Source organism: Rhodococcus globerulus (assembly GCF_019334125.1).
In the GTDB taxonomy this organism is placed as follows: domain Bacteria; phylum Actinomycetota; class Actinomycetes; order Mycobacteriales; family Mycobacteriaceae; genus Rhodococcus_F; species Rhodococcus_F globerula.
In genome coordinates, this window is sequence record NZ_CP079698.1 from 1,221,236 (window position 1) to 1,245,708 (window position 24,473).

The 24,473-nt window shown below is 62.2% G+C and carries 20 protein-coding genes and 1 tRNA gene; 7 read left to right on the forward strand and 14 right to left on the reverse strand.

Going from position 1 to position 24,473, the window contains the following annotated elements:
- Nucleotides 1-43: 43 nt before the first annotated feature.
- On the reverse strand, nt 44-1,372 hold the full coding sequence (locus tag KYT97_RS05450) for an ABC transporter substrate-binding protein (protein WP_219111876.1): 1,329 nt from the start codon (nt 1,370-1,372) through the stop codon (nt 44-46).
- Nucleotides 1,373-1,565: 193 nt separating this feature from the next.
- On the reverse strand, nt 1,566-2,183 hold the full coding sequence (locus KYT97_RS05455) for an ANTAR domain-containing response regulator (protein WP_033230841.1): 618 nt from the start codon (nt 2,181-2,183) through the stop codon (nt 1,566-1,568).
- A 107-nt stretch (nt 2,184-2,290) separates the two neighbouring features.
- Here KYT97_RS05455 and KYT97_RS05460 point away from each other — a divergent pair.
- The 6 genes from KYT97_RS05460 (at nt 2,291) to KYT97_RS05485 (ending at nt 6,539) form a co-directional block, all read left to right on the forward strand.
- A tRNA-Leu gene (locus KYT97_RS05460) sits at nt 2,291-2,364 on the forward strand.
- A 420-nt stretch (nt 2,365-2,784) separates the two neighbouring features.
- Complete coding sequence (locus KYT97_RS05465; RefSeq protein ID WP_095886420.1) at nt 2,785-3,114, forward strand: ArsR/SmtB family transcription factor; 330 nt, start codon at nt 2,785-2,787, stop codon at nt 3,112-3,114.
- A complete protein-coding gene (locus KYT97_RS05470) occupies nt 3,114-3,806 on the forward strand; it encodes a cation efflux transmembrane domain-containing protein (RefSeq protein ID WP_219111877.1) in 693 nt (230 codons plus the stop codon). Before KYT97_RS05465 ends, KYT97_RS05470 begins: the two co-directional genes overlap by 1 nt.
- 30 nt (nt 3,807-3,836) lie before the next feature.
- Nucleotides 3,837-4,439 carry a methyltransferase family protein gene (locus tag KYT97_RS05475; protein ID WP_219111878.1) on the forward strand — a complete coding sequence of 201 codons (603 nt, stop codon included), beginning with the start codon at nt 3,837-3,839 and terminating at the stop codon, nt 4,437-4,439.
- 262 nt (nt 4,440-4,701) lie between these two features.
- Nucleotides 4,702-5,154, forward strand: coding sequence for an AMIN-like domain-containing (lipo)protein (locus KYT97_RS05480; protein WP_219111879.1), 453 nt, complete (start codon nt 4,702-4,704; stop codon nt 5,152-5,154).
- A gap of 134 nt (nt 5,155-5,288) precedes the next feature.
- Nucleotides 5,289-6,539 carry an amidohydrolase gene (locus KYT97_RS05485; protein WP_219111880.1) on the forward strand — a complete coding sequence of 417 codons (1,251 nt, stop codon included), beginning with the start codon at nt 5,289-5,291 and terminating at the stop codon, nt 6,537-6,539.
- A 29-nt stretch (nt 6,540-6,568) separates the two neighbouring features.
- Here KYT97_RS05485 and KYT97_RS05490 read toward each other — a convergent pair whose 3' ends face one another.
- Nucleotides 6,569-7,711, reverse strand: a complete 1,143-nt coding sequence (locus KYT97_RS05490) for a GNAT family N-acetyltransferase (protein WP_219111881.1) — start codon at nt 7,709-7,711, stop codon at nt 6,569-6,571.
- A 301-nt stretch (nt 7,712-8,012) separates the two neighbouring features.
- Between KYT97_RS05490 and KYT97_RS05495 the strand changes: the two genes are divergently transcribed.
- Nucleotides 8,013-8,516, forward strand: coding sequence for an SRPBCC domain-containing protein (locus KYT97_RS05495; RefSeq protein ID WP_033231403.1), 504 nt, complete (start codon nt 8,013-8,015; stop codon nt 8,514-8,516).
- Nucleotides 8,517-8,542: 26 nt separating this feature from the next.
- Here the strand turns inward: KYT97_RS05495 and KYT97_RS05500 are convergent, their stop codons facing one another.
- The 11 genes from KYT97_RS05500 to KYT97_RS05550 form a co-directional block, all read right to left on the reverse strand.
- Complete coding sequence (locus tag KYT97_RS05500; RefSeq protein ID WP_116101367.1) at nt 8,543-9,424, reverse strand: acyl-CoA thioesterase; 882 nt, start codon at nt 9,422-9,424, stop codon at nt 8,543-8,545.
- 1 nt (nt 9,425) lies between these two features.
- The gene (gene pyk, locus KYT97_RS05505) at nt 9,426-10,844 is read right to left on the reverse strand and encodes a pyruvate kinase (RefSeq protein WP_033230849.1); all 1,419 of its coding nucleotides are present in this window, start codon (nt 10,842-10,844) and stop codon (nt 9,426-9,428) included.
- A gap of 74 nt (nt 10,845-10,918) precedes the next feature.
- A complete protein-coding gene (locus KYT97_RS05510; RefSeq protein WP_219111882.1) occupies nt 10,919-12,424 on the reverse strand; it encodes a glutamate synthase subunit beta in 1,506 nt (501 codons plus the stop codon).
- Nucleotides 12,417-16,910, reverse strand: coding sequence for a glutamate synthase large subunit (gltB, locus tag KYT97_RS05515; protein ID WP_219111883.1), 4,494 nt, complete (start codon nt 16,908-16,910; stop codon nt 12,417-12,419). The genes KYT97_RS05510 and gltB overlap by 8 nt, the downstream gene beginning before the upstream one ends.
- 138 nt (nt 16,911-17,048) lie before the next feature.
- Nucleotides 17,049-17,846 carry an NINE protein gene (locus KYT97_RS05520; protein WP_372472247.1) on the reverse strand — a complete coding sequence of 266 codons (798 nt, stop codon included), beginning with the start codon at nt 17,844-17,846 and terminating at the stop codon, nt 17,049-17,051.
- Nucleotides 17,847-17,932: 86 nt separating this feature from the next.
- Nucleotides 17,933-18,967, reverse strand: a complete 1,035-nt coding sequence (lgt, locus tag KYT97_RS05525; RefSeq protein WP_219111884.1) for a prolipoprotein diacylglyceryl transferase — start codon at nt 18,965-18,967, stop codon at nt 17,933-17,935.
- The gene (gene trpA / locus KYT97_RS05530; protein WP_141484383.1) at nt 18,964-19,767 is read right to left on the reverse strand and encodes a tryptophan synthase subunit alpha; all 804 of its coding nucleotides are present in this window, start codon (nt 19,765-19,767) and stop codon (nt 18,964-18,966) included. Before trpA ends, lgt begins: the two co-directional genes overlap by 4 nt.
- Nucleotides 19,764-21,080 (reverse strand): tryptophan synthase subunit beta, encoded by a 1,317-nt coding sequence (trpB, locus tag KYT97_RS05535; protein WP_045070068.1) that lies wholly within the window; start codon nt 21,078-21,080, stop codon nt 19,764-19,766. Before trpB ends, trpA begins: the two co-directional genes overlap by 4 nt.
- A gap of 99 nt (nt 21,081-21,179) precedes the next feature.
- Nucleotides 21,180-21,989, reverse strand: a complete 810-nt coding sequence (gene trpC, locus KYT97_RS05540; protein WP_033230856.1) for an indole-3-glycerol phosphate synthase TrpC — start codon at nt 21,987-21,989, stop codon at nt 21,180-21,182.
- 131 nt (nt 21,990-22,120) lie between these two features.
- Nucleotides 22,121-22,771, reverse strand: coding sequence for a TIGR02234 family membrane protein (locus KYT97_RS05545; RefSeq protein WP_092800321.1), 651 nt, complete (start codon nt 22,769-22,771; stop codon nt 22,121-22,123).
- Between the two features lie 66 nt (nt 22,772-22,837).
- Nucleotides 22,838-24,421, reverse strand: coding sequence for an anthranilate synthase component I (locus KYT97_RS05550; protein WP_033230858.1), 1,584 nt, complete (start codon nt 24,419-24,421; stop codon nt 22,838-22,840).
- Between the last annotated feature and the right edge of the window lie 52 nt (nt 24,422-24,473).

Below are 24,473 nucleotides of genomic sequence, written 5' to 3' on the forward strand. Positions count from 1 at the left end.
CCAGGGTCTTCGAGACCCTGGCCCACCTTCATGTGTTGATCTGCTATTTACCGACGACCACAAACCCTGCGGTGGTCAGTGTGTTCGTAGGTCCGAACACCAACTTGCCGTACGAACCGATGGACGGCTCGCCCGAGTCGTTGAAGTCGAGTTCACCGGTGATGCCGTCGTAGTCGATGTCGGTTCCCGCCTTCACGAGCGGTAGGCACTCCGCGTACGACGTGCACTTGGTGCCGCCCTCGGTGACGCTGTTGATGTTGGCGGCGATATCGACGCCTGCCGTCGACTTTGCCTGCTCCGCCGCGAGGGCCGAGATCACCACGGCGTCGTAAGACTCACCCGCGTAGTTGAAGTCGATCAAAGCGCTGTTGACAGCCTTCAGCCTATCCTGGAACGCGGCTCCCACATCCGTCAGCGGCGTAGTGCCCTGCATGGTGTCGAGCAGCGGCGTCGCAACGGCTTCACCGAGTGCGTTACCCATGTTGCCGTCGACGCCGTACAGCGCCATTCCGTCGGACGGTCCGATGCCCACCTCGTGCATGCGGGTGATGATCTTCGCTGATTCCTCGAAGCCCACCAACGCCACTGCGTCCGGATTGAAGTTCTTGATCTGATCGACCTCGGAGTTGAACGACTGCGCGTTGGGGTCGTAGATGATCTTCTCGACCTGATCCGACGGAACGCCGGAGTCGATCAGATTCTTCTGGATGTTGTCGGCGAGACCCGTGCCGTAGGGGTCGTTCATAGCCAGGATGGCTACGCGCTGTCCACCGTCGTCTGAAATGAGCTGTGCGACTGCTTGAGCCTGCAGTACGTCCGTGGGAGCGGTGCGGAAGTACATCCCCTTGTCGGGGTAGCAGACAAACTGGTCGGAGGTATTGGCCGGGGAGAACATGACAACGCCCGCACTTGCGATCTTGTCGATCACCTTCAATGACACGGACGACGACGCCGCACCGACAATCACCTGGGTGCCTGCCGCCAATTCGCGGTCAACCGTGGTGTTGGCCGTGTCCGTGGTCGTATCGCCGGAATCGCCGGGGATCAACTGGACTGGCTGTCCGAGTACACCTCCCGCTGCGTTGACGTCGTTGACGCCGAGTTGCGTACCGGCAACCATCGGCGGGCCCAGGAAGGACAGACTTCCCGTGTCCGGCAACAAGGTTCCGATGCGCAGAGGGTCGGTGGACGGTGTAGTGCCTGCCGTGGCCTGTTGCGGCGTGCAATCCGTCGAGACGGTTGTTGCCGCTGCTGAGCCGGACGTGGTGGTGCCCGATGACGAACTGTCGGAGTCGTCCGAGCTACAGCCTGCCAATGCCAATGCTGCAACGCCGAGAACTGCGGCAGTGCGCACAAGTGTTCGTCTAGCCATCCCACGCTCCTTAGATCAGCCGGTGCTCGCGTCAACCGAAACGACGCTCGCTGTGGGAAAAGACGCTAGACCTCGAAACCGTATCGCGATCCGACAAGAAAGCCCTGTGACCTGACTGTTACCTGATGGCCTCGACAATTTACACAACCGTGCCGAATGCGCGGTTTAATCGGCACCACCGAGCGCACCGGGCTCAGGCGTCAGGTTCACCGCCCAAGGTCTCGATCACGACCAGGGCGACGGCCTTCATCGTGGAGCGGCGGTCCATGGCAGCGCGCTGGATCCATTTGAACGCCTCTGGTTCGGTGAGTGCCTGGCGCACCATCAACACACTCTTCGCCCGCTCGATCAGCTTGCGCGCCTCCAAGCGGTCGGACAGATCCGCGACTTCCCGTTCCAGCGCAGTAACCTCACGAAACCTGCTGACGGCCAATTCAACGGCCGGCACAAGATCGGAAATCGAGAAAGGTTTGACCAGATATGCCATGGCGCCCGCGTCCCGCGCTCGCTCCACCAATTCACGCTGACTGAATGCTGTGAGAATGACCACAGGAGCAATTCGCTTCGCCGCAATCTCCGAAGCGGCATCAATACCGTCGCGCCTGGGCATTTTCACGTCCATGATCACAAGATCGGGCTTGAGTTCCTCCGCAAGTTCGACCGCAACCTGACCGTCGCCGGCCTCGCCGACAACGTCGTAGCCCTCTTCGCGGAGCATCTCGACCAGATCCATCCGGATCAACGCTTCGTCCTCGGCAACAACAACTCGACGTGATTTGCTCTGATTGCCTTGCAGCTCTAGCGAATTCATGGCCACCACCCTCCTCGATCGAACCGCCCCGACACGAGGCGCGAACATTTAGAGGGTACCGGTGTTTGACATTCGAATCGCATCTTCTAATGTAGTCATCGCAACAAGCCCTCGTATCCCAATTGGCAGAGGAAACGGATTCAAAACCCGTCCAGTGTGAGTTCGAGTCTCACCGAGGGCACCGAAAGGTGCGGGCTAGCGCGAATTTCAGTCTTATATTCCCAACGGGGTTCTAGGACCTCAGTTCGCAGTACATCGAGAAATTCGATTCAGTCCGCTAAAGCCTTGATCCGATCTTCATCATGTCGAGCAGCCGATGCATCAAGTTCATCGGGAAACAGTCGTCCGCATCGGTCAAATCTCAGCATTGCGCTCTTATGCCCAGCAATCCCTTGAACAACTGTGACTTTCGCACCTGACTTGATCGCCAACGTTGCCGCGCTATGACGTAGCTCATACGGAACTCGCCAGGTGTCAGTCAACCTCGGCCGCCCACTCGCCATGGCAAGACGAAATTCGCAAGCACACCTCTGCCCTCGATTACTGAAACCATACAGATACAGCCTTTTCTGAATACAGAAACATCTGTACTATTGAAAGGGTGAAGACCGCAATCCACGCCGATGCCCTGTCGAGGTTCGGTTACGCCCTATCGGATTCGACGCGCACCCAAATCTTGTTGAGCCTGCGCACTACTCCGGGTTACCCGTCCGAGATGGCGGAAAAGATCGGGGTGTCGCGCCAGATTCTGTCCAACCACTTGGCTTGTTTGCGCGGATGCGGCCTGGTCGTTGCTGTCCCGGAGGGCAGACGCAGCCGCTATGAGCTCGCCGACCCTCGCATCGGCAGAGCGCTCGACGACCTCGTGGGCTTGGTCCTGGCCGTCGACCCGGACTGCTGTCCAGCCTCCGAGACCGAAGACTGCTGCTGATGGAGACCCCGCTAGGCATGCCGTCCCGGACCTCAGCGATACTGCCGCCCCACCGAAAGGCTTTGCTGTCGCGGCGGATTCGGTGGTTTGTCGCGGCGACGATCACCTACAACGTGATCGAGGCGGCAATAGCTCTCACCGAGGGAACGCGTGTGTCGTCGACCGCGCTCATCGGGTTCGGACTGGACTCGGTGATCGAGGTGTCCTCTGCCGCCGCGGTTGCCTGGCAGTTCGCCGGCCGCAACCCCGAAGCGCGGGAGAAGGTCGCGCTACGGATCATCGCGTTCTCCTTCTTCGCTCTCGCTACCTACGTCACCGCCGACGCCGTCCGGGCCCTGACAGGATTCGGCGAAGCGCAGCACTCCCCGATCGGGATCGGTTTGGCTGCAGCCAGTCTCGCGATCATGCCGGTGCTGTCCTACGCGCAGCGCCGCGCCGGCCGTGAGCTCGGGTCACTCTCGGCGGTCGCCGACTCCAAGCAGACCCTGCTCTGCACCTACCTGTCTGCGGTCCTGCTTGTGGGGCTTCTTCTCAACAGCCTGTTCGGCTGGTCGTGGGCCGACCCTGTCGCCGCCCTTGTGATCGCCGTTCTCGCAGTCAAAGAAGGCCTCAACGCCTGGAAAGGCGACACCTGCTGCCCCACGCCGACAACAACCATGAAGGCAGCAGCAGGCCGCGACTGCTGCGACTGACCACACACCACAGATGAGGAAAGATCTGCAATGGCTGTGACCGCGCTCGTGTTCTACGCCCTGTTCGGCATCCTCGGTTTCGGCTGGCGCAGCGCGATGCAGTACCAACGGACCGGCTCGACCGGATTCCGCGGCGTCACCGGACGACTCGGCTCGCTGGAATGGATCGCCGGCACCGGATTCGTCGTCGCGATAGCCCTTGGCGTCGTTGCACCCGCACTGCAGCTCGCCGCAGTGCTGCACCCGATCGGTGTCCTCATCGCTCCCGCTGTCCAGACAATGGCGATCGTGCTCGCGCTGGCCGGAATCGTCGGCACGCTCTACGCACAGAACCAGATGGGTGAATCCTGGCGCATCGGCGTCGATCCCACCGAGACAACCGATCTCGTCCGCACCGGGGTCTTCGGCCTCGTCCGCAATCCCATCTTCACCGCCATGCTCGTCTTCGCTGCCGGCATCACGCTCCTCACACCGAACCCACTCGCGCTTATCGGCTTCGCGCTGCTGCTCGCCACGATAGAACTGCAAGTGCGTGTCGTCGAAGAGCCCTACCTCCGCGACCGCCACGGCGACACCTACCGCACCTACAGCCGCACTGTCGGCAGATTCGTACCCCGGGTCGGTCTCACCTGACGGACATCCACTACCAACATCCGGCACCAACGTCTCGGGCACCAACGCCACCGAAATTCGCAATCCGCGTACGCGTCATCCACGGAGCCGATAAGTTTCCCTCATGCGGCACCGATATCTCGTTACGTGCTGCGGAGCACTCTTGTCCGCCGCGACACTTACTGGTTGCCAAAGCCAATCCGAATCTCCGCAACCAGGTTCCGACTCCCATTCGCGGCCGACATATTCAACCGTCGAAGGTTCAGTTGCGCAGACTGGAACAATGAGGATCGGCAGCCCTCCACCAAATGCGCGACCCAGTCTCGTCGTTCCCGGAACTGAAACAAACGCACCGCTGCCCATCGCCGAGGTCACCGCCGTTGCCATCGAGCACCTTGACGACCGTTCGCGGGTGACGTATTACCTCAGCGGAACCGGCACAGTTACATGGAAAGTCGAGTATGTCAGCGAAGCGATTCGCGGCGGCGACAATCATGTCGTCGACGTGAACGGCTCATCAATCCTGCAGGTCGATATCATGGGAGTTACTGCGCTACAACAATTTCCACCGATAGAAACGTATGGCGGCACCATTTCGAGTGTCGAGACCGCACTGGTGAGCGGTGAGATCGTTCAGTCTTTTGTCGGCACTGCCGCAGGGCGCCCCGAATTCCAGGCAACCGGAACGGAATCGCCCGGTCAAATTGTTGTCGATGTCTTCTACGCGCCGGCCTGAGTAGCCGGCACTCCCCACTTTGCGGTGCTGAAGTCCATCAACTCGTTCGGGTAACGTTCGGCGCCCGAGTGCCTGAACACTGTTAGCGTGAAAATCGTCCGATTAGTCTGCTTTTCTCGATCGAGAGGACTCTCATGCCACACGCTGCGCACGAGAACATCACCGTAGATCCGACGCTGGCCAACCTGTACAAGGACCTCCACAGTCACCCGGAACTCGGCTTCCAAGAGCATCGCACCGCCGAAATAGTTGCCACGCGCCTGACCTCACTCGGTTTCGACGTCACTACCGGCATCGGAAAAACAGGAGTAGTCGGTGTCCTGAAGAACGGCCCCGGACCAACCGCACTCCTGCGAGCCGACATGGACGCACTTCCGGTCAAGGAAGACACCGGACTGGATTACGCCAGCACCGTCACCGCGACCGATCAGAACGGGAAAACCGTTCCGGTGGCTCATGCATGCGGCCACGACCTCCACACGACATGTCTGTTGGGCGCCGCCCAGATCCTCTCTACGGACACAGCCAGTTGGTCTGGCACCCTGCTACTCGTCTTCCAACCCGCCGAAGAACTCGGCGCCGGTTCCCAAGCCATGGTCGACGACGGATTGTTCGACAAGGTCCCCAAGCCCGACGTTGTTCTCGGGCAACACGTAGCTCCGTTGCCTGCCGGAAAGATCGCCGGCCACGCAGGCCCGTCGTATGCAGGTTCCGACTCGCTGCGCGTGCGACTCGTCGGCAAAGGTGCTCACGGATCCATGCCGGAGAACTCCGTCGACCCCGTGGTGATGGCAGCGGAAACCGTTCTGCGCCTGCAGACAATCGTCTCCCGCGAGGTACCGAGCACGGCGATCGCAGTGCTCACGGTCGGGTCGATCCACGCCGGCGACGCAGCCAATGTCATACCCGGCGAAGCCGAACTGCAGTTGAACATCCGCAGCTACGACTCTGCCGTCCGGGAGCGCATTCTGAGCAGCGTTGACCGCATCGTCAGAGGCGAAGCCGCAACGGCCGGCGCCCCGGAAGAACCCACTATCACCGAGATCGAACGCTTCCCCATCGTCGTGAATGATCCGGCTGCTCTGGGCAAAACCCTCGACGCGTTTGCCTCATGGTTGGGCGAGGACAATATTCTCGATCCGGGGGCAGGCGCCGGTAGCGAGGATGTCGGCATCCTCGCGACGAGTTCGGGCGCACAACTGTCGTACTGGCTGCTCGGCGGTACCGACCCGTCGCTGTTCACGACTGGCGACATGAGCGACCCTGCCCTCCGGACCGTGCCGTCGAACCACTCTCCGCATTACGCGCCGGTTATCGAACCGACACTGACCATCGGAGTTTCCGCACTGGTCACGGCAACGAGGACGTGGTTACCGCCTGCCTGATCGAACGGCTAACGCCGACGGCGTCCGGATTAGCGCACGCGGCGCCAAGCAGACCGAGCCTTGTCCCGCAGATTTCTCGAGCGGCTGACCCACGATCCCGATTCCCAGGTCTCGATTGCGCGAACGATTGCCCGCGAACCGATTCTGCCCGACCGCACACCGGTGATGGTCACGACCGGTGTGCGGTTGTTCGCCCACACCGATTTCAGGTCAGTGGGACCGATTCCCATGTCGAGTTCGTCGACGGCAAGTTCGTTGCTGTGCGCGACAAGCCATTCCATCATTTGATGTCCGGGTTGAGTCCGGGCACATTCAGGTCGGTAATGCGTGACCCATCCTTCGAGCCGACTACCGGTCCGAACGGAAACATCGTGGGCACACCACACCCCGTCGATGACCAACCCGACGATGACGAGGCGTCCGAGTTCTGCTTCTCTCCGGAGGAATCGGTACACAAACGCCTCGTTCGGGGGTGCCAGGAAGTTCACGCGGTCGCGCCCTGACGTTCCGATTGCAGCAACCGTGCACATGTCGGACCATCGCCGGTCTACATCGGCCGGAGTCGTCAACTGCTCGAATTCCAGTGAAGACCCGGATCGAGTGAGTGCCGCCCGATAGGAACGTAGCCGCTTCAACGAACGCGCGCTCCGAATATCCACGGGGACAGTACCTTCCGGCAAATCCACAGAGAGATTGGTATCCCGTACTCGCACAGCACAGTTCCATCGCGGATCGTCCAACAGTGCACTGACCGCAATGTCCGAACCGACAACAAGATCGGCGTGCAGCACCAATCCACGGGCAGCGACCGCCCGCCAGAGGACCCGAGCAGCATCGGCGTCGGCGGCAAGGATCTCGCCGACCACACCGCGCCCATGCCCGAGAAGGCGAACCACCTCGACAGTGAGCATGCGACGAACCGCAAAGGGTGCCAGCGCCACCATCTCCGCTCCCCGGTACACCGCGACCAGGAGGAATGAGCCTTTGCCGTCGGTGTCGTGAGCGCCGACTGCGTACAGGAACCGCGACGACATTCGAGTCCCGACACGGGCAGCCAAACGCTCCCAGTCCCCGCGAATCGCCTCGGGGTTGTCGTAGAAGCGCACAGTTTCGACACCAGCGCGATCCGCGTCGTCCACACACTCCGCCCGGGACACCTTCGTTACGACCATGACGCGAACTTACCATTACATTACCAAGTGTTCACCATGCCTAGCGCTTTCGGCCGATGCCGGACGGTTAAGCAGAGAATCGCCAGTACAGGAGGCATGACGAACCACCGGAAACAAAGAATGAACGATAACCAAAGAATTGCCTCTACCCCCATGGTGTCCTCACCGACCGAGAAAAACCGCACGCCACGTGAACATCGACATGAACACATTACAACGATCTGACCTGCAGTTATTCCGTCCGCGCCTCAAAAATGGCACGATAGTGGCAACCGCACGGGCACCAACGTTGGAGGCACCGATGGACAACGGCACAATCAACCTGACGTACGACGGTCGGGTGTCTCTGAACTTCCGGCTCGCCGTTCCACAATCGCCGGACAAAGTATGGAAGGTCATCACTCAACGCGAATTTCTCGACACGTGGTTTCCCGCCGACGTCGATTTCACACTGACTCCCGGCGCAGACCTACTGTTCAAAGTGACGCCGCAACAGGTCAAGCGATACGGCTTGCCCGCTGATCACAGCTCACACGGAACTGTCATCAGCGTCCATCCGCACCACATCTTCGAGTACCTGTGGGACGCAGACACATTGCACTGGGAATTGCACCCCGACGGCACCGGAGGGTGCTGGTTGACCCTCACACACACGATGGAGGACGAGGACTCCGCGTACGCGCATGCAGCGGGCTGGCATGCCGGCCTGGAAGTGGTTGCGGCACAACTCGACGGCCGTGAAGTCGACTGGTCGCCCTGGGATCGCGCCGACGAACTCGCATCGCAGTACCGCAAATCAGCCTGACTGTTCCCCCTTCCGGGGGCTGGGTCCTATTCCCCCTTACGCGGGAAGTGCCTGATGACGCCTTCCTGCACCACCGTTGCCATCAGCATGCCCTCGATCGAGAAGTATCGCCCGGTCGCCAATCCTCGTGAACCCGCGGCAACCGGTGACTCCGTCGCGTACAGAACCCAATCGTCGAACCGGAACGGCCGGTGAAACCAGATCGAATGATTCACGGTCGCCGCAACAATCCGATCGTGCCCCCACGACAATCCATGGGTGGTCAGGATGGAATCCAGCACGGTGGTGTCCGACGAGTACGCCAACACGGCGGCGTGGATCAGTGAGTCGTCCGGCAGCGCGCCGTCCGGTCGCATCCACACGCGGTTGTGAGTGAGTTTCTCCCCCGTGCCTTTCAAAATCCACGCCGGATCGTTGGCGTACCGCATGTCGATCGGTTTGAGTGCGCCCACAAAGTGCGGAAGCGTCGCCTCGTAGCCGGACAGTCGATCACCCAAGGGCGGCAACGACTCCGGTAGCGGAACGTCCGGGATTTCGACGGCATGCTCTAGCCCTGTGCCGGAATCCTGGAACGCTGCCAGCATCACGAACAGCTCGTTGTCGCCTTGATACGCGGTGACCTGACGGTTTGCGAACGCGCGCCCGTCGCGATGCCGCTCGACGCGATATTCGATGGGCGCCTTGACATCTCCGCCGCGAATGAAGTGGCCGTTGATCGCGTGGATCGGTCGATCACCGTCGACGGTACGGCCGGCGGCCATCAGCGCCTGAGACACCAATTGACCGCCGAACGTCCGCGAACTTACCTGCGCCGGGTGATGCCCGCGGAACGCGTCGTCTCCGATGGTTTCGAGATCGAGCAGACCGAGAAGAGTGCCGAGGTCTGTCGACGCGTCCGCGTCGCTCACGCTAGTGGAGTTCTTCGCCGATGCGATGAACGTGGATCAGGTTGGTGGAGCCCACGGTTCCCGGAGGTGAACCGGCGACGATGACAACAAGATCGCCCTTCGCGTAGCGCCCGAGCGACAGCAGTGCACTGTCCACCTGACGCACCATTTCGTCAGTGGTGGACACCGAGTCGACGAGGAACGTTTCGGTTCCCCAGGTGAGTGACAGCTGACTCCGCACCTCAGGCAACGGGGTGAAGGCCAGAAGCGGCAACGGCGTGTGCAGACGCGCCAACCTACGCACGGTGTCGCCGGACTGGGTGAAGGCAACCAGGGCCTTGGCGTCGAGGCGCTCTCCGATATCGCGCGCAGCGTAGGAGATCACGCCTCGCTTGGTGCGCGGCACGTGAGTCAGCGGAGGAACGCGTGTCGATTCGGTTTCGACTGCCTCGACGATGCGTGCCATCGTGCGGACGGTTTCCATGACGTACTTGCCAACCGATGTCTCGCCGGAAAGCATGACCGCGTCCGCGCCGTCGAGGACAGCGTTGGCAACGTCGGAAGCCTCAGCGCGGGTGGGGCGCGAGTTCTCGATCATCGACTCGAGCATCTGCGTTGCCACGATGACGGGCTTGGCGTTTTCGCGGGCGATCTGGATGGCACGCTTCTGCACGAGCGGAACCTGCTCGAGAGGCAACTCCACGCCGAGGTCGCCACGGGCAACCATGACGGCGTCGAATGCCAACACGATGGCTTCGAGATTGTCGATAGCTTCCGGCTTTTCGAGCTTCGCGATAACGGGAACGCGGCGACCGACTCGGTCCATGATGGCGTGAACCAGTTCGACGTCCGCAGGCGAACGAACGAACGACAGAGCGATGAAGTCGACACCCAACTTCAGGGCGAATTCCAGATCGGCAATATCTTTGCCCGACAGTGCCGGAACGGAGACATTCATACCGGGAAGCGAAAGGCCCTTGTTGTTGCTGACCGGTCCACCCTCGGTGACCGTGCAGACGACGTCGTTGCCTTCGACCGCCGTGACGACAAGACCGACCTTGCCATCGTCGACGAGCAGGCGATCGCCCGGCTTGGCGTCGCGTGCGAGTTCCTTGTACGTGGTTCCGACGCGGTCGTGAGTGCCCTCGACGTCGTCGACGGTGATACGAACCTCTTCACCGCTTTCCCAGACGGTCCGCTCGTCCTTGAATCGACCGAGCCGGATTTTTGGGCCTTGCAGGTCGGCGAGGACGCCGACGGCCTTGCCTGTCGCGTCTGACGCTGCGCGGACGCGGATGTAGTTCTCTTCGTGATCGGCGTGGTCGCCATGGCTGAAGTTGAGCCGGGCCACGTCCATGCCGCTCTCCACGAGCTCACGGATTCGGTCACCGGTAGCTGTTGCCGGTCCCAGGGTGCATACAATTTTTGTCCGTCGGTTCACGGCTCGAGCCTAGTCGCTCGCAGTGCGCACTTCTATCCGGCGCGTCCGACGTGCATCTTTTGTTCTTACTCGATTCAGTTTCGATTCCTAATAACGAGTGGCAACGCACCGGGATGTACGGGAGCCGGAAGCTGCGATGCCCCAGTCAGATACCGATCGGCCGCCCGCGCAACCGAGCGTCCTTCAGCAATGGCCCACACCACCAACGATGCGCCCCGGTGTGCGTCACCGCACACGAAGACGCCGGGGCACGAAGTCTGCCAGTCGCGCCCGCAGGCGATCACCCCTCGTGAATTCGGCTCGAGGCCGAAGCCGCGCAGCAAGCCGGTGCGCTCGACGCCTGTAAACCCGACGGCTAAGAACACAAGGTCACACGGCACGTCGAATACAGCCCCCACCGGTTCGGCAATCCGTCGGCCACTCTCGTCCCGAGACACACGGACGGGCGCGACGCGCACTGCCCGGACGTGACTTTCACCGCTGAATTCCTGAGCGGCTACCTCGAACTCACGCACTCCCCCCTCGGCGTCAGCGGGGGCGCTCCGCAGTAACAACGGCCAGAGTGGCCACGGGTCTGCGCCGTCGTCGCGTTCGAGTGGGGGTTGTTCGTGGTAATCCAATTCGACAATCGACGCGGCTCCCTGACGGTGAACGGTTCCGAGGCAGTCGGCACCGGTATCACCGCCGCCGATGATGACGACATTCTTGCCCGCTGCACTGATCCTGCTCGGCCCGTCACCAGCACATTCACGGTTGGCCGGCACGAGGTAGTCCATTGCCGGATGTATTCCTGCCAGATCACGACCGGGAACGTCGACGTCGCGCGCTCTCCCGGCCCCGATTGCCAGAACAACGGCGTCGTAGTTGGAGAGGAGCTCGCCCGCCGCGAGGTCGGTCCCCACATCACAATCCGTCACGAACTCGGTCCCCTCGGCGCGCATCTGTTCAATCCTGCGGTCGATGTGATGCTTCGAGATCTTGAAATCAGGGATGCCGTAACGCAGCAGCCCGCCGACGCGGTCATGCCGCTCGAACACCGTGACTCGGTGACCTACACGCGTCAGTTGTTGCGCTGCAGCGAGACCCGCTGGCCCTGATCCGACGATCGCCACCCGCGCATCGGAACGTACGGACGGGATCTGCGGGTGCACCAAACCCTCTTCCCACGCGGTGTCGGCAATCGCCGCTTCGATGCGTTTGATTGCCACGCTTCCACTGGTCAAGTGACTGGAAAGAGCAAGTACGCAGGCAGTTTCACACGGCGCCGGACACAGCCGTCCGGTGAACTCCGGAAAGTTGTTGGTCTCGTGCAATCGGTCCGCGGCAATGGACCAGTCGTCGCGCCGCACGAGGTCGTTCCAGTCCGGGATCAGATTCCCCAGTGGGCACCCCGACAGACCCGAATGGCAGTACGGGATTCCGCAATCCATGCAGCGCGATGCCTGCTCGGACACCTCGTGCTTGCGTTGATCGGTGGGAAGCTCGGCATAGACCTCACTCCAGTCAGCTGTTCGCTCCGGCACCGGGCGCATCGGCGTCGAAGCGCGCGCGATGCCGAGAAAACCTCGCGGATCAGGCACTGGCCGTCTCCGTCAGAATGTCGCCGGCCTCTGCTGCACCTGCCAGTTTTTGTTCCTCGATTACTCGCTCGTAGTCCACCGGCATCACCTTGGTGAATCGCCCCGACTCGCACGACCAGTGCGCAAGCAGACGAGCCCCGACGCAGGACCTCGTCCATTCGACGTGGGCGGCAATCATCATCTTCAACCACAGGAGATCATCGGGCGTCGGCTCTTGCAACGTAACCGACGTCAGGTTCACGTTGTTCGGATCCACGTCGAGAACAAATGCGATACCGCCGGACATCCCCGCTGCGAGATTTCGACCGGTTGCACCGAGGATCACTACCCGTCCGCCGGTCATATACTCACACGCGTGATCACCGGCCCCTTCGACAATTGCGTCGGCGCCGGAATTACGCACAGCACAGCGCTCCCCCACCCGGCCGCGCGCAAACAGTTCCCCTGCAGTGGCCCCGTACAGGAGCGTGTTGCCGGCAATCACCTGTTCTTCGGGGCGAAAGCCGACATCAGCGTCGGGACGGAGAGCTATCCGCCCTCCCGAAAGCCCCTTACCCACATAATCATTGGCGTCGCCGGTCAAGTCGAGAGTGATCCCCCTCGGTAGGAACGCACCGAGTGACTGACCGGCCGTTCCGTGCAGCCGCACGACAATGGTGTTGTCCGGCAACCCTGGTGCCCCGTATCTCCGGGTCACCTCGGCGCCGAGCGCTGTACCCACTGCCCTGTCCCCGGTGTGGACGTGGCAGTCGATCCGAACGAGTGTCGCATGGTGGAGTGTGTCGGCAGCGCGCTCGACAAGCATCCTGTTGAGATCACCGACGCCGGGCCGCGTCGCAGCTGCGACGCCGCGCCGTGTCACGACCGGAACCGACAGGAGCGGCGCCAAGTCCAGGCGGCGACTCTTCCGATTACCACTTTCGGTGCAGGGCACCAACATGTCGGCACGCCCCACTGCCTCGTCGAGGCTGTGAAAACCGATGTCGGCCAGAATCTCCCGCACACCGTCGGCGATGAACCGGAAGAAACTTGTGACGTACTCGGGGCGTCCGGTGAACCGTGCCCGTAACTCCGGATTCTGCGTCGCCACCCCGACCGGGCAGGTGTCGAGATGGCACACTCGCATCATGACGCAACCGGCGGCGATCAACGGCGCTGTCGAGAATCCGTATTCCTGCGCACCCAGTAACGCAGCCACGACAACATCACGGGCCGTGCGCATACCACCGTCGCATTGCAGGACAACTCTCTCCCGTAACCCATTGAGCACCAACGTCTGCTGAGTTTCCGCGAGCCCGAGCTCCCACGGCGTCCCGGCGTGCTCGATCGAGGTCAACGCGGCCGCACCGGTACCACCGTCGTGGCCGGAGATCAGCACCACGTCGGCATGCGCTTTGACCACGCCTGCTGCAACGGTTCCGACGCCGACAGCGCTGACAAGTTTGACGTGAATTCGGGCCTTGTTGTTGGCTTGGCGCAGATCGTAGATCAGTTGTGCGAGATCCTCGATCGAGTAGATGTCGTGATGCTGCGGCGGCGAGATGAGACCGACACCCGGCGTCGAATACCGCGTCCGGGCGATCCACGGATACACCTTGCTGCCCGGTAGTTGTCCACCTTCGCCCGGCTTGGCTCCCTGCGCCATCTTGATCTGAATATCGCTTGCACTGACCAGATAATCGCTGGTCACGCCGAACCTACCGCTGGCAACTTGTTTCACGGCGCTACGACGCGCACAGTCGTACAGGCGATCCGGATCCTCACCGCCCTCCCCCGAATTGGATCGTCCACCCATCGAATTCATCGCTATCGCCATCGTCTCGTGGGCTTCCGCGGACAACGAGCCGTAACTCATGGCGCCGGTGTTGAATCGGCGCAGAATCGCCTCGGCAGGTTCCACGTCGTCGATGCTGAGTGCAGGCCGATCTCCGGTTCGGAAGCCAAGGAGCCCTCGCAATGTTCCGCCCTGCGCGCCGCTGCGATCGACCTCGTCGCTGTACCGGCGGAACACGTCGGCGCGGCCCGACCGTGTGGCGTGCTGGAGGAAGAACACCGATTCCGGTGTGAACACGTGTATTTCACCGTCTCGGCGATAATGGTATTCGCCGCCGAAGTCGAGCTGACGTCGATGTGCATGCGCGGCCGCGTGGCGCACCACCACATCCTCGGCAAGCTCCGCGATACCTATGCCGCCGAGCTTGCTCGTGGTGCCGCAGAAGTACTCGTCGACAAGCCGCGCACTCAGGCCGAAGGCCTCGAATACCTGTGCACCGGTATAGGATTGGACAGTCGAGATTCCCATCTTCGACATCACCTTGAGCACGCCCTGATTGGCCGCATCCAGATAGCGCGTCGCCGCAGTACCTGAATCCACCCCGTCCAGGCCACATTCCGCAACCGACTCGAGGGCCAGATACGGTTGGACAGCAGCAGCGCCGTATCCGAGCAGCAATGCGCAATGGTGAATCTCCCGAGCGTCGCCGGTCTCGACGATCAACGAGACCTTACTGCGCCGACGCTTCCGAACGAGATGGTGATGAACTGCGCCAACTGCGAGCAACGACGGAATCGGCGCGTGGTCACGGTCCCACGTTCGATCGGAGATGACCAGGATGTGGCGCCCGGCGTCTACTGCCGCACTGGCTTCGTCACGTAGCTCGCCGAGCGCCGCTTCCAGACCTTCTGTGCCGGCGGCAATGTCGAACACACCGTGCAGTGTCGTCACACCAGCGCCGGATATGCGGACGATCTCCGCCAGTTCCGCTCCGGACACCACGGGCCTGTGCACCAGAGTTCGCCTACACGATGATTCGTTCGGGTCGAGGAGATTCTGTTCAGAGCCCAGAACCACCGACAACGTGGTGACAACTTCCTCTCGAATCGCATCCGACGGTGGATTGGTGACCTGTGCGAACAGTTGAACGAAGTAGTCGTACAGCAGCCTGGGACGCGCGGAGAGCACTGCCAGCGGCGTATCGGTTCCCATCGATCCCACCGGCTCGTGACCGGTGGCGGCCATCGGCGTCAGAACTACACTCAACTCTTCCTCGGTGTACCCGAAGACCTGCTGATGCTGCATCAGCACCGATGGGTCCCCACGTGCTCTGGGCGGATCAGGTGTGTTGCCAACCAGAGTGAGGTTCGCGTCGAGCCAACGCCGATAGGGCGCAGCACCTGCCAACTCGGCCTTGACCTCGTCGTCCGGAACAATACGCTGTTGCGACGTGTCCAACAGGAACATTCGACCGGGTTCGAGTCGACCCTTTGCTATCACGTCGGCCGACGGCACATCGAACACACCACTCTCGCTGGACAATACGACTCGACCCGCCCGGGTGCGCCACCAGCGCCCGGGCCGAAGCCCGTTGCGGTCGAGGACGGCTCCCACCACGGTTCCGTCACTGAACGTAACCGAGGCAGGTCCGTCCCATGCCTCCATCAGGCACGCATGAAATTGATAGAACGCACGTAGCTCGGCCGACATGGCCGAATCCTGTTCCCAGGCAGCGGGAATCATCATCGCCACAACGTGGGGCACACTGCGCCCGCCGAGGGACAACAGCTCGAGCACCTCGTCGAACGACGCAGAATCCGACACCCCGGACGTGCAGATCGGCATCAGCCCGTCGAGATTGCCGCCGAAGAGCTCGCTCCGAAGCTGCGGCTCGCGCGCGCGCATCCAATTTCTGTTTCCGACAATGGTATTGAACTCGCCATTGTGTGCAACAAATCTGAACGGTTGCGCCAACGTCCACGACGGAAAGGTGTTGGTCGAGAACCTGCTGTGCACGACGGCCAGTGCGCTACGCATCCGCTCGTCCTGCAGGTCCGGGTAGAACAGCGGCAACTGACACGGCGTCACCATCGCCTTGTACACCATCGTTCGCGCGGACAACGATGGAAAGTAGACGCCGGAACCCTCGTCCACAACATGTGGGGTGATCCGTTCGGCCTGCTTACGCAGCTCGAGGACACGGCGGTCCAAAGCGATACCGGCCGAGCCCCCACGTGTGTCCGCGACAAAGCACTGACTGATGAACGGCGCACATTCCGTTGCCGATATACCCAGGACTGCCGAATCGACGGGAACATCTCGCCAGCCGAGTACCGACAATCCCACTGAACGCGCGCACCGCTCGATGCGCTCGAACGCACGTCGCCGGGGCCGCGCGGCCCGGGGAAGGAAGCAGATACCGGCCGCAAACCTACTCTCACCACGCTCGTTTACATCCGGTAACACGAAGTCGGTGACAGCCCTCAGAAGTTCGACGGGTAGCTGAAGGAGAATTCCCGCTCCGTCACCGGTGGTGGAATCAGCTCCGATGGCACCGCGATGGGACAGCTTGCGCAGTGCGGACAAGCCGTCTTGCACGATCGAATGAGAGCGTCTGCCGTAGATGTCAGCGACAACGGCGACACCACACGAATCTGCTTCCTGATCGGGGTTGTACAGCCCCTGTGGACCAGGCATCTGAGAAAACAGCATGCGTGCCCTCCACCATGCGGGGCCGCCACACGAACCCGCAACCGGCAAGGGTCAGTTTACAACCGGTATGTGCAGGTTGCGATAGAAAAAACCGTGGCACCCCTGTATCGAGGTGCCACGGTGAAACGAGCGAGGGGATCAACTGCGGAGTGGTCGCCCGTACTTGTCCTTCACACTGCCGGTCAGCATCATAATGCCGTCGATCAACGGCCAGATACCACCGATTCCACACGTCAACCATGTCACCGCAATCTGTGCGATCGCAGTACCGGGCTGATTGAGATAGAACCGGCCTGCGCCGAATCCGCCGAGCAGAATGCCGAGCAGGCCGGCGGTCACCTTCGACTTGTCGGAGAACGGCTGCCCGGTGATCGGATCACGACCGAACGGCGCCGACGGATCGACAAAACCATAGGGCTGCGCATAAGGCTGCTGCTGCCCGTAACCGGGGTTCTGCGGCGGAGCGGTGTAACCCTGAACCGGTGGCGCTGCATACGGATTTGCGCTCTGGTCCGCTGGGACGCCGTACACCGGACCGTCCGCCGGAGGCGGATAGCTCTGTTGCTGATAAGGCTGCTGCTCGTAGCTCGGCGGCGTGTAGTTCGGCGGCGCGGGCTCCGAAATCGGATACGCAGCCGTGGGATCCGAACCAGCCGAGAAAGCTGTAGTGGGCTCCGACCCCGCCGGCGGCGGGTAAATCGGATGGCTCCCCCACCCTGGGCCGTTGCCCATTCCCGCATATGTGTCCCAGCCGGGGCCGGTGCCCGTCGTTTCGGTTGACGGAGTCTTCTCCGTGGGCGCCGAGGTTTCGCTCAAGGAAGCATCAGCGGTCGCCTCGTAATCGAAGGGCGAACCGAACTGCGGGGGAACCGCGGATTGAGAGCTCGAAGCGTCCCCGGACTCTGCGGGATCCGGATACTTGTTCAAGTCAGGCAACGTGTATTCCTTCGGGTCGACGACGGTCCGGCAAATCGTTGAGGCAAGTGATCTTTATACCTCGAACTGGGTGCGATGCGGACCAGTCATGGCTTGTCCGGCTTCTTCAGATCAACATCCTGCTTTGCGTCCACGCTGGTTGAATCGGCAACCTTTGCCGTCGCGATACCGTCATCCGAGTCGGTATCACTGTCGGTGGCCTCCGAAGCTGTGTTCTCGACAGGCGTGTTCTCGACAGGCGTGTTCTCGACGTAGTCCTTCGACTTCAGTTCGGAAGGATCTTCGCGACCCTTCTTGGCCAGCAGGAAGTACGCAACTGCCGCCACGAACACGATCACCGAGGTGAAGGAGTTGACGCGAATGCCTGCAAGTTCGTATGCCGGATCGTCGCGCATGAGTTCGACGAAGAACCGACCGGCGCAGTAACCCGCCACGTAGAGGGCGAACAGTCGTCCATGGCCGATCTTGAATCGGCGATCGACCACAACAAGCAGGACGACGATGAGGACGTTCCACACGGCCTCGTACAGGAAGGTGGGGTGCACGACCTTCTCTACGACGCCGGTCGATACACCGGACAACGCATCGGTCTGACCTGACGAGTTCACACGCTGGAAGATTTCCAAGCCCCATGGCAATGTCGTTTCGCGCCCGTACAACTCCTGGTTGAAGTAGTTGCCGAACCGACCTATCGCCTGCGCAAGCAGCACACCAGGCGCGATGGCGTCGCCCAGCGCCGCGACGGGGATCCCACGCCTGCGGCACCCGATCCACGCGCCGACACCGCCGAGGAAGACTGCGCCCCAGATTCCGAGGCCACCGTTCCACACTTTGAGTGCGTCGATCGGTGTGCCGCCTTCACCGAAATACTGCGGCCAGTCGGTGAGCACGTGGTACAGCCGGCCACCGATCAATCCGAACGGCACGGCCCAGACTGCGATATCGAGAACGGTGCCCTTCTCGCCGCCTCGCGCGACCCACCGCCGGTCGCCCCAGACGATGGCGACGATGATTCCGGCGATGATGCAGAGCGCGTAGGCGCGCAGTGCTACGGGCCCGATGTACCAGACACCTTGTGGAGGACTGGGAATGTAGGCCAGTAGTTCAACAGTTGACGTCACGACGCCACGTTAGCCGAGCGGACACCGTCGGCGAGTTCTTCGGTGAGGGCACGGACAGCTCCGAGTCCGTTTTCCACAGCCGAGACCAGCGCAGACCCGACGATCACTGCGTCGGCATAGCCGGCAATTTCTGCGGCCTGGGCGCCAGAGCGAACGCCAAGCCCGACACCGACCGGGATATCGGAATGCGCGCGGATCCGTGCGGTGAGTTCAGGTGCCATCGACGACACTGCGTCACGCGCTCCGGTGACACCCATCGTGGAGGCCGCGTATACGAACCCGCTACTTGCCTCGAGCGTCATAGCCAGTCGCTCTTCGGTGGACGAGGGTGCCACGAGGAAGATCCGATCGAGGTGGTGCTTCTCGGACGCTTCCATCCAGTCGGCGGCCTCGTCGGGAATGAGGTTGGGGGTAATCAGTCCGAGTCCGCCTGCGGCAGCGAGGTCGCGGGAGAACTTGTCGATCCCGTACTGCATGACCGGGTTCCAGTACGTCATGACTACGGCCTTGCCGCCGACCGAGCTGATCTGCTCGACGACGGTGAAGATGTCGCGCAAGCGGACGCCGTTGCTGAGGGCAGTTTCAGCGGCACGCTGAATGGTCGGTCCGTCCATCACAGGGTCGGAGTACGCGACCCCGACCTCGATGATGTCGCAGCCACCGTCGACCATCGTCTTGAAGACGTCGATGGATTCGGACACCGTTGGGTAGCCTGCTGGCAGGTATCCGACGAGCGCAGCTCGGTTTTCCGCCTTGCATGCCGCAAACGTGGATGCGAGGCGTGATGGTCGTTCGCTCACTTGTCCGAGCCTTCCGTGTTGTTCTGGTCTGCGGGCTGGTCTGCGTTGTCGAACAGACCGAACCAGCTCGCGGCAGTATCCATGTCCTTGTCGCCACGACCGGACAGGTTGACGACGATGATGGCGCCTTCGCCGAGCTCCTTGCCCAGGCGCAGCGCTCCGGCAACCGCGTGCGCGGATTCGATGGCCGGGATGATTCCTTCGCGCCGCGAGAGCAGAAGGAGCGCATCCATTGCCTCGGAGTCGGTGACGGGCTCGTAGGTAGCCCGACCGATGTCGTTGAGATACGCATGTTCCGGACCGACACCCGGATAGTCCAAACCTGCGGAGATGGAATGTGATTCGATGGTCTGACCGTCTTCGTCCTGCAGCAGGTACGAGTACGCACCCTGGAATGCGCCAGGCGTTCCGCCTGCGAATGTTGCTGCATGCCTACCGGTTTCAACGCCGTCGCCCGCTGCCTCGTAACCGACCAGTCGCACCGACAGATCGTCGATGAACGGGTGGAAAATACCGATGGCGTTGGAACCGCCACCGACGCAAGCCGTGACGGCGTCGGGAAGCCGACCGGTCAAGGCCTGAACCTGAGCGCGGGCCTCGAGACCGATGACCCGCTGGAAATCACGCACGAGGGTCGGGAACGGATGCGGACCGGCAGCGGTACCGAAGCAGTAGTAAGTGTCGTCGGCGTGGGAAACCCAATCGCGGAGAGCTTCGTTGATCGCATCCTTGAGTGTGCGCGAACCGGTTTCGACCGAGACGACCTCGGCGCCCAGCAGGCGCATCCGGGCGACGTTCAACGCCTGACGCTCGGTGTCGACCGCACCCATGTAGATGACACACTCGAGGCCGAGCAACGCGCAGGCGGTGGCCGAGGCGACGCCGTGCTGTCCCGCTCCGGTCTCGGCGATGATACGAGTCTTGCCCATTCGCTTGGCCAGAAGTACCTGACCGAGGACGTTGTTGATCTTGTGAGAACCGGTGTGGTTCAGATCTTCACGCTTGAGGATGATGCGAGCGCCGCCCGCGTATTCGCTCATACGCGTTGCTTCGAAAATCGGCGACGGGCGTCCGGTGTAATCGCGCTGCAGTCGGTCGAGTTCGTTCAGGAAAGCGTCGTCGCTGCGGGCCTTCTCGTATTCGGCGGTAACTTCCTCGATAACCGCCATGAGCGCCTCGGGCACATGACGTCCGCCGTAGACACCGAAGTGCCCTCCGGCATCCGGATCATGAGTGGTGCGCTCGGCAAGTCCGGCACTGGCCGGCGGCAGATTGCCGCCCTTGAAGACTGGTCCCTGAGTACGTGAAGTCACTCCCCCAGTCTGCCCCAAGCGTGTCGCCTGTCACCGCCCGGGTACGGGCAATTGCAACCGCTCGGGTGCGGGCAAACCCCTCCCGAGCGGTGATGCGATTCAGCGTGACGGTTTAGGGCAGGACGGATGCGCTCCGGCGTTGACCAGATCGGCAACCGCTTTACGCGGATCACCACTGGTCACGAGGCCTTCGCCCACCAGGACTGCGTCTGCGCCTGCGCCTGCGTACGCGAGCAGATCAGCAGTGCCACGAACGCCCGATTCGGCGATCTTGATGGTTTCGGTCGGAAGGCCAGGGGCGATCTGACCGAAGGTGTTCTTGTCGACCTCGAGGGTCTTGAGGTTGCGGGCGTTGACACCGATGACCTTGGCGCCGGCTTCGAGCGCGCGGTTGGCCTCTTCCTCGGTGTGAACCTCGACCAGCGCAGTCATCCCCAACGATTCGGTGCGATCGATCAACGAGGCAAGCGCCTGCTGCTCGAGTGCCGCGACGATCAGCAGAATGACATCGGCGCCATGGGCGCGTGCCTCGTGAATCTGGTACGGACCCACGATGAAGTCCTTGCGCAACACCGGAATAGTGACGGCCTTGCGGACGGCATCCAGGTCGGCGAGCGATCCGTGGAAACGACGTTCTTCGGTGAGAACGCTGATAATTCGAGCACCGCCCGCTTGGTAGGCGGCTGCCAATTCGGCGGGGTCGGCGATGTCTGCGAGCGCACCCTTGGACGGGCTTGCGCGCTTCACCTCGGCGATGACGCCGATGCTCGGTTCCAGAAGTGCCGCTACAGCATCGAGGGCGGGCGGTGCAGTGGCCGCGGCAGCCTTGACTGCAGCGAAGTCGAGTACGGCTTCGCGGGCGGCGACATCAGCGCGCACCCCGTCGAGAATCGAGTCGAGTACGGTCATCGTGGCCCGAATCCTTTCTGGGCAAGTGCCCGATGTGAGATACGTCATCGGGGTGGTGTCAGCCTAGTTGGGCGATTTTTTGCTACTCCGCCCGGGTACCCACGCGCGTGGGAGTTCGGACGTAATCGAGGTCACGATCGTGAATCCTTGCCCGGCTCATTGCCGTCCGCGTCAGGTTTCTCGCCTTCCGTATCGAGCGTCGGATCTTCCCCGGCGTCGAGCGCGTCCCACAGCATCCGTTGTGTCACAGGCTCGTCGGGCGCATCTTTGCTTCCCTGTCCGAGCTTGGCCGCTGCCTCCCGGCGAGCTGCAGGGTTGTCGTACTTCGACGAGAGACCGGCGCGCGCCTTGGGCTTTCGCATGAGCAGAACACCGGCAGCGAGAGCCGCAAGGGCCCCGGCGAGCGCGAGCAGCGCAGGCAACACCGATGCTTCGGCGGACACTTCTTCGAGGTGCGAGGACAGTTCGGCAAGATCTGCGGCGCGGTCGTCATCTGCTCCCGAAACCAACAGTTGGACAGCTGGAACTGCGACTCCGATGCCGACCAATCCCACCAACAGGCCGACAACTCGGAGCGCCCACCCACGGACCGCAAACGATGCCGCAACAGCAGCAAGAAGCGTGAGAGCGAGCGGCGTCATCGCCGCAGCCCACGTGCCACCGTCGAGATCCGTGGTGCGCGCCAAAGTCTTACCGTCACTGGAGGTTACTTGTACCCACGTCATCCGCGAGCTTCCCCACAGCGCAATGGCCGCGATCCCCAGCAGGAGCGTGGTCAGCATCGTGGTGCTGCGGCCCGAACGTGGTGTCGGCGAGTCCGCGCCGGTGCTCGAAGCTTGTTCGCTCACTTACCCTTCACCTCCGATGGTGCGCAACGTGTGTGCCGATGCGATCGCGCTGAGCACGGCCATCGCCTTGTTCCGCGCCTCGGTGTCCTCGTAGACCGGATCGGAGTCGGCGACCACACCTGCACCGGCTTGGACGTATCCGATGCCGTCCTTGATGAGTGCGGTGCGAATCGCGATCGCGGTGTCGGCATCACCGGCGAAGTCGAGGTACCCGACAATGCCGCCGTAGACCCCGCGGCGGGTGGGTTCGAGTTCTTCGATCAACTGCATCGCCCGGACCTTGGGAGCGCCCGAGAGCGTTCCGGCCGGGAAGCACGCCGTGACAGCGTCGAGCGCCTGCTTGCCCTCCGCGAGGTGCCCGGTCACGGTGGAGACCAGGTGCATCACGTGGCTGTATCGCTCGATGTGGCGGTAATCGTGCACCTTGACCGTGCCGGGTCGGCAGACACGACCGAGGTCGTTGCGTCCGAGGTCGACCAGCATCAGGTGCTCGGAGTTTTCCTTCTCGTCAGCGAGGAGGTCCTTCTCGAGGAGGATGTCGTCTTCCTCGGTTGCACCGCGCCACCGGGTTCCGGCGATCGGGTGAGTGGTTGCGACACCTTCCGAGACGGTAACCAGCGCTTCTGGGCTGGAGCCGACAATGGAGAATGCGGTCTCACCGTCACCGTTCGGGACGTTGAGCAGGTACATGTACGGACTGGGGTTCGAGGCCCGCAACATTCGGTACACGTCAATAGGTGCTGCGGTGCAGTCGATCTCGAATCGTTGGGAGAGCACGACCTGGAATGCCTCGCCCGCTTCGATATCGCCGATCAGCTTCTTCACATCGACGCCGAAACTCTCCGTCGTGCGCTGACGGCGGTAACTCGGGGTGACCTTGGCAAACGTGGAGACCGTCGACTTGGCTGGTGCCGCAAGTGCCCGCGTCATCGCGTCGAGACGCGCGACGGCGTCGTCGTACGCCTCCTCGACCCGTGCGTCGGTGCCGTCCCAGTTGACTGCGTTGGCGATCAACGTGATCGCACCCTCGTGATGGTCGACGGCGGCAATGTCTGCGGCCAGCAACATGACCATCTCGGGGATCTGCAGGTCGTCGACGGCCGAGTTGCCCACGTTTTCGAGCCGACGGACGGCGTCGTATCCGAGGAATCCGACCATCCCGCCGGTAAGAGGCGGCAGGTCGGGCAGACGTTCCGAGCGCAAAAGTTCGAGAGTGGCACCGAGTGCGTCGACAGGGTTGCCACCGGACGGTGCGCCGGCGGGGACGTTGCCGTACCAGGCGGCTTCACCGTCGATGACGGTCAGAGCGGCAGGACTGCCGACGCCGATGAAGGACCATCGTGACCACGACCGGCCGTTCTCCGCAGACTCGAGAAGGAAGGTCCCCGGACGGTTCCCGGCCAACTTCTCATAAGCCGAGAGCGGAGTTTCGGAGTCCGCCAGCACTTTTCGCGTCACCGGAACTACCCGATGCTCGGCGGCGAGGGCACGGAACTGCTCTCGCGTGGTGGTGGAATCGGACGCCGCATCGACGATCGCGGTGTCGGACGAGGGTGCGGACTTGGAGGTGGGCTCGCCGTGCATGACTCCATCATCCCAGGCTCACCTGCGCGGGCCTCGTTCGCGGGTAACCTCA

Excerpts from the sequence above, each read along its gene's own strand:
- KYT97_RS05450 (WP_219111876.1), bottom strand. The coding sequence starts at position 1,372 with ATGGCTAGACGAACACTTGTGCGCACTGCCGCAGTTCTCGGCGTTGCA.
- KYT97_RS05455 (WP_033230841.1), bottom strand. The coding sequence starts at position 2,183 with ATGAATTCGCTAGAGCTGCAAGGCAATCAGAGCAAATCACGTCGAGTT.
- KYT97_RS05470 (WP_219111877.1), top strand. The coding sequence starts at position 3,114 with ATGGAGACCCCGCTAGGCATGCCGTCCCGGACCTCAGCGATACTGCCG.
- KYT97_RS05475 (WP_219111878.1), top strand. The coding sequence starts at position 3,837 with ATGGCTGTGACCGCGCTCGTGTTCTACGCCCTGTTCGGCATCCTCGGT.
- KYT97_RS05480 (WP_219111879.1), top strand. The coding sequence starts at position 4,702 with ATGAGGATCGGCAGCCCTCCACCAAATGCGCGACCCAGTCTCGTCGTT.
- KYT97_RS05485 (WP_219111880.1), top strand. The coding sequence starts at position 5,289 with ATGCCACACGCTGCGCACGAGAACATCACCGTAGATCCGACGCTGGCC.
- KYT97_RS05490 (WP_219111881.1), bottom strand. The coding sequence starts at position 7,711 with ATGGTCGTAACGAAGGTGTCCCGGGCGGAGTGTGTGGACGACGCGGAT.
- KYT97_RS05495 (WP_033231403.1), top strand. The coding sequence starts at position 8,013 with ATGGACAACGGCACAATCAACCTGACGTACGACGGTCGGGTGTCTCTG.
- gltB (WP_219111883.1), bottom strand. The coding sequence starts at position 16,910 with ATGCTGTTTTCTCAGATGCCTGGTCCACAGGGGCTGTACAACCCCGAT.
- trpC (WP_033230856.1), bottom strand. The coding sequence starts at position 21,989 with ATGACCGTACTCGACTCGATTCTCGACGGGGTGCGCGCTGATGTCGCC.
- KYT97_RS05545 (WP_092800321.1), bottom strand. The coding sequence starts at position 22,771 with ATGCTGACCACGCTCCTGCTGGGGATCGCGGCCATTGCGCTGTGGGGA.
- KYT97_RS05550 (WP_033230858.1), bottom strand. The coding sequence starts at position 24,421 with ATGCACGGCGAGCCCACCTCCAAGTCCGCACCCTCGTCCGACACCGCG.